The sequence below is a fragment of the Microcystis sp. M53598_WE2 genome (assembly GCF_030067735.1).
In the GTDB taxonomy this organism is placed as follows: domain Bacteria; phylum Cyanobacteriota; class Cyanobacteriia; order Cyanobacteriales; family Microcystaceae; genus Microcystis; species Microcystis aeruginosa.
In genome coordinates, this window is record NZ_JASJFE010000415.1 from 1 (window position 1) to 2,942 (window position 2,942).

Consider the following 2,942-nt stretch of genomic DNA (forward strand, 5'->3'; position numbering starts at 1 on the left):
AAAAATCTTTGGTAAGCTTCCCGATACCGAGTTAATTTATCTTGGCGCTAATAGATGATAGTTATAATAATAATAAATCCGGTTATTAAAAACTGATTATTTATTCCCCCTTTTGCCTTTTGCCTCTTGCCTTTTGCCTGTCCTCACAAGTAGCCTATACTCAACAGATTTAGTATAACTGAATAACTGATACAAAATCCTGTTTAAAAGGTATGGGAGAGTGGGAAGTGGGAATTAGGAATTAGGAATTAGGAAGTGGGAATTAGGAAGTGGGAAGAATAAATAAAAATAATCTCCTGAATACTGACTCCTAACTCCTGTGTCCTGTCTCCTGAATACTGACAGCTTACTGCTATACTTAAGCGGTTAAATCGATTAACTTTTGTTTTAAAGTTTCCAATCCTAGCCGACGAATAGCCGAGATAAAAACAGCTTGGGGGTATTTTTCCTTAGCTATTTCCAAATCCTCGCTTTTTACCTGATCCAACTTATTAAACACCATTAACATCGGACCGGTTTGAATCGGCATCTCCGAGAGGATTTTTAATACCGAGGCGATCTGACTTTCCCAAGCTGGATGGGACAGATCCACCAGATGGAGTAATGCTTCTGCTTCCGTTACTTCCTCTAAAGTTGCCCGAAAAGCATCCACCAGCGAGGGGGGTAATTCATGGATAAAACCCACCGTATCAGTTAGTAAAAGGGTGTGAGAGACTTGGCTGAGGGGATCGGTAATAGTTAAGCGTCGGGTGGTGGGATCAAGGGTAGCAAACAGTTGATCGGCGGTATAAACTTCGGCAGCGGTGAGAGCATTAATTAAAGTAGATTTTCCCGCATTGGTGTAACCGACGATCGCCACACTGGCTACATCTTGTTTTTGCCGTTGTTTGCGTAAACGGGAACGATGAGCTTGCAGTTGATCCACCTCATCCTGGAGACGGGATAAACGACGTTGAATAGTTCGGCGTTCTGTTTCTAATTTTGTCTCCCCCGGTCCGCGAGTGCCAATTCCTCCCCCTAATCTCGACATGGCTAATCCGCGCCCGGTGAGACGGGGTAAAGTGTATTCTAATTGGGCTAATTCTACCTGTAGTTTACCCGCTTGGGATTGGGCCCGTTGGGCGAAAATATCCAGGATCACCTCGGTGCGATCGACCACTCTCACCCCGATTTGGTTCTCTAGATTGCGAATTTGGGCGGGAGAAAGGTCGCGATTGAATACAACTAAATTAGCCCCCGAAGTTTGCACCTGTAGGGCGATTTCTGCCACTTTTCCCGAACCGATAACTGTTTGAGGATGGGGATGATCTCGTTTTTGTCGGGTGACTTGCAAAACTTTGCCCCCGGCGGTATCAACTAAACGTTCTAATTCGCTTAAACCGTCCTCGAACTGGCGATCGCTCATACCGTCGGTGATTAAACCAACCAATAGCACCCGATCTTCGGCTGTATCAACGGTTATAGCGGTAAATTCTCGCTGAAACTCCGCCTCTAGTCCTTCCACTAACTCTAAAAAGTCCTGTTTGCTTAAATCCTCTAGATTTAAGGGAGGGGAGACAGACCAGTATATATTACTATTGACATTTGTTTGACTTTGTGGTATAAGATGCGCCAGATAGACTTGCTCCACATAACCGGTCGCCCCACCACCGCGACGGATCATGCCTGTACCGGTTAATGTTAAGATCACCAGTGCGTCTAATCTTTGCAAAGCCATGGCGGTTAAACTGGATTCTTTTGGCGGTTCCTGCTTGATTTCCGTGGCGATGCAACGAATTCCGCAAAGACGTTCGGAACCGTAGCGGGGTAGTTCCAAGAGAGAAAACTGGGTTTGTCGGGGGGTTCCCACTCCCACACGAATTACCTGGCCGCGACGGTTGATATAGGTGCAGAGGGGTTGATGGATATCGGTACTGATAGCCGCCAGTCTTTGGGCGAATTCTGGGGTGGTGAGAGTATCAATAGGCAAGCGTTCATGGTACAGCCTTTGTAGCTGTTTCATCTGACTGGCTTTCAGTCCCTGGGTATTGCCGAAGATGGTATCGATAGGCTTTCCTCGCAATTAGGATATTAGGGGTCGAGAAGGTCGTCACCGACCTCCCCTCCCATTCAGAACCGTGCATGAGACTTTCACCTCACACGGCTCCTAGTTCGACTGTTCCCTTGTTAAGGATACAGCTTGACTTCTTTTGGTTGACCCTGTATCATCTAGATTGACAAATTCCGCCAAAGATGTCAAATCAGATGATTCTAGGCTTCCATTAGATGCCGATTTTTCATCGTGACAGTGGCGGTGTAGTAATTGAAGGTTTTTATATTCATCCTTTCCGCCTAAGCTTAGAGGGTGAATGTGGTCAACTTCAATTAAATCCGATGGGGTGAAATACTGCCCACATCGGTTACACTTGCCTTGTTGCTTCTTAAGTAGTTTGGCTACTCTCGTCAGTGTGTCGATTGCTTGTCCTCGTCTGCTCGCCCAGTAAGTCCAATTTCCGTCATAAGGTGAAGCGTCGGGGCGTACTAGGGTATGTCTGACGATTGGAGTCCAGTTGTGTTTCCATAATTGAAACCCATCTTTGGTTTTAAATAACCAAGTCTCTCGTCTTTCTTTCCCGTTGCGGTGCTGATTCAGAAGTAGTGATGACGGCTTAACCTTTACCTAAAATGTCGGATGAATGCCCCCGCTAAATTTTTCGACAAGACATCAACCTTTGCGGGGGATGAAATCCGACCAGGATATTAACTGCGAAGCACGATTTTAATACTACCATCTATGGGTAAACTGTGTTATCATTAAACTATCCAATGGTCGAGGATTAATCAATGCTAGTCGTAGAAGCCAAGTTAAAAAACGGGACACCAGAACAATACCAAAGACTAGATGAAGCAATTAGGACATCTCAGTTTGTGCGTAATTATTGTGTTCGTTATTGGATGGACAA

The 2,942-nt window shown here is 45.4% G+C and carries 1 protein-coding gene and 2 pseudogenes; 1 reads left to right on the forward strand and 2 read right to left on the reverse strand.

Annotated elements, in window-relative coordinates:
* Positions 1-358 precede the first annotated feature (358 nt).
* Complete coding sequence (gene hflX, locus PX636_RS08855) at positions 359-2,062, reverse strand: GTPase HflX (RefSeq protein ID WP_041804036.1); 1,704 nt, start codon at positions 2,060-2,062, stop codon at positions 359-361.
* 84 nt (positions 2,063-2,146) lie between these two features.
* Positions 2,147-2,617, reverse strand: a pseudogene (locus PX636_RS22655) (HNH endonuclease); the annotation flags it as partial.
* Between the two features lie 206 nt (positions 2,618-2,823).
* Between PX636_RS22655 and PX636_RS08865 the strand changes: the two are divergent.
* Positions 2,824-2,942, forward strand: a pseudogene (locus PX636_RS08865) (transposase); the annotation flags it as partial.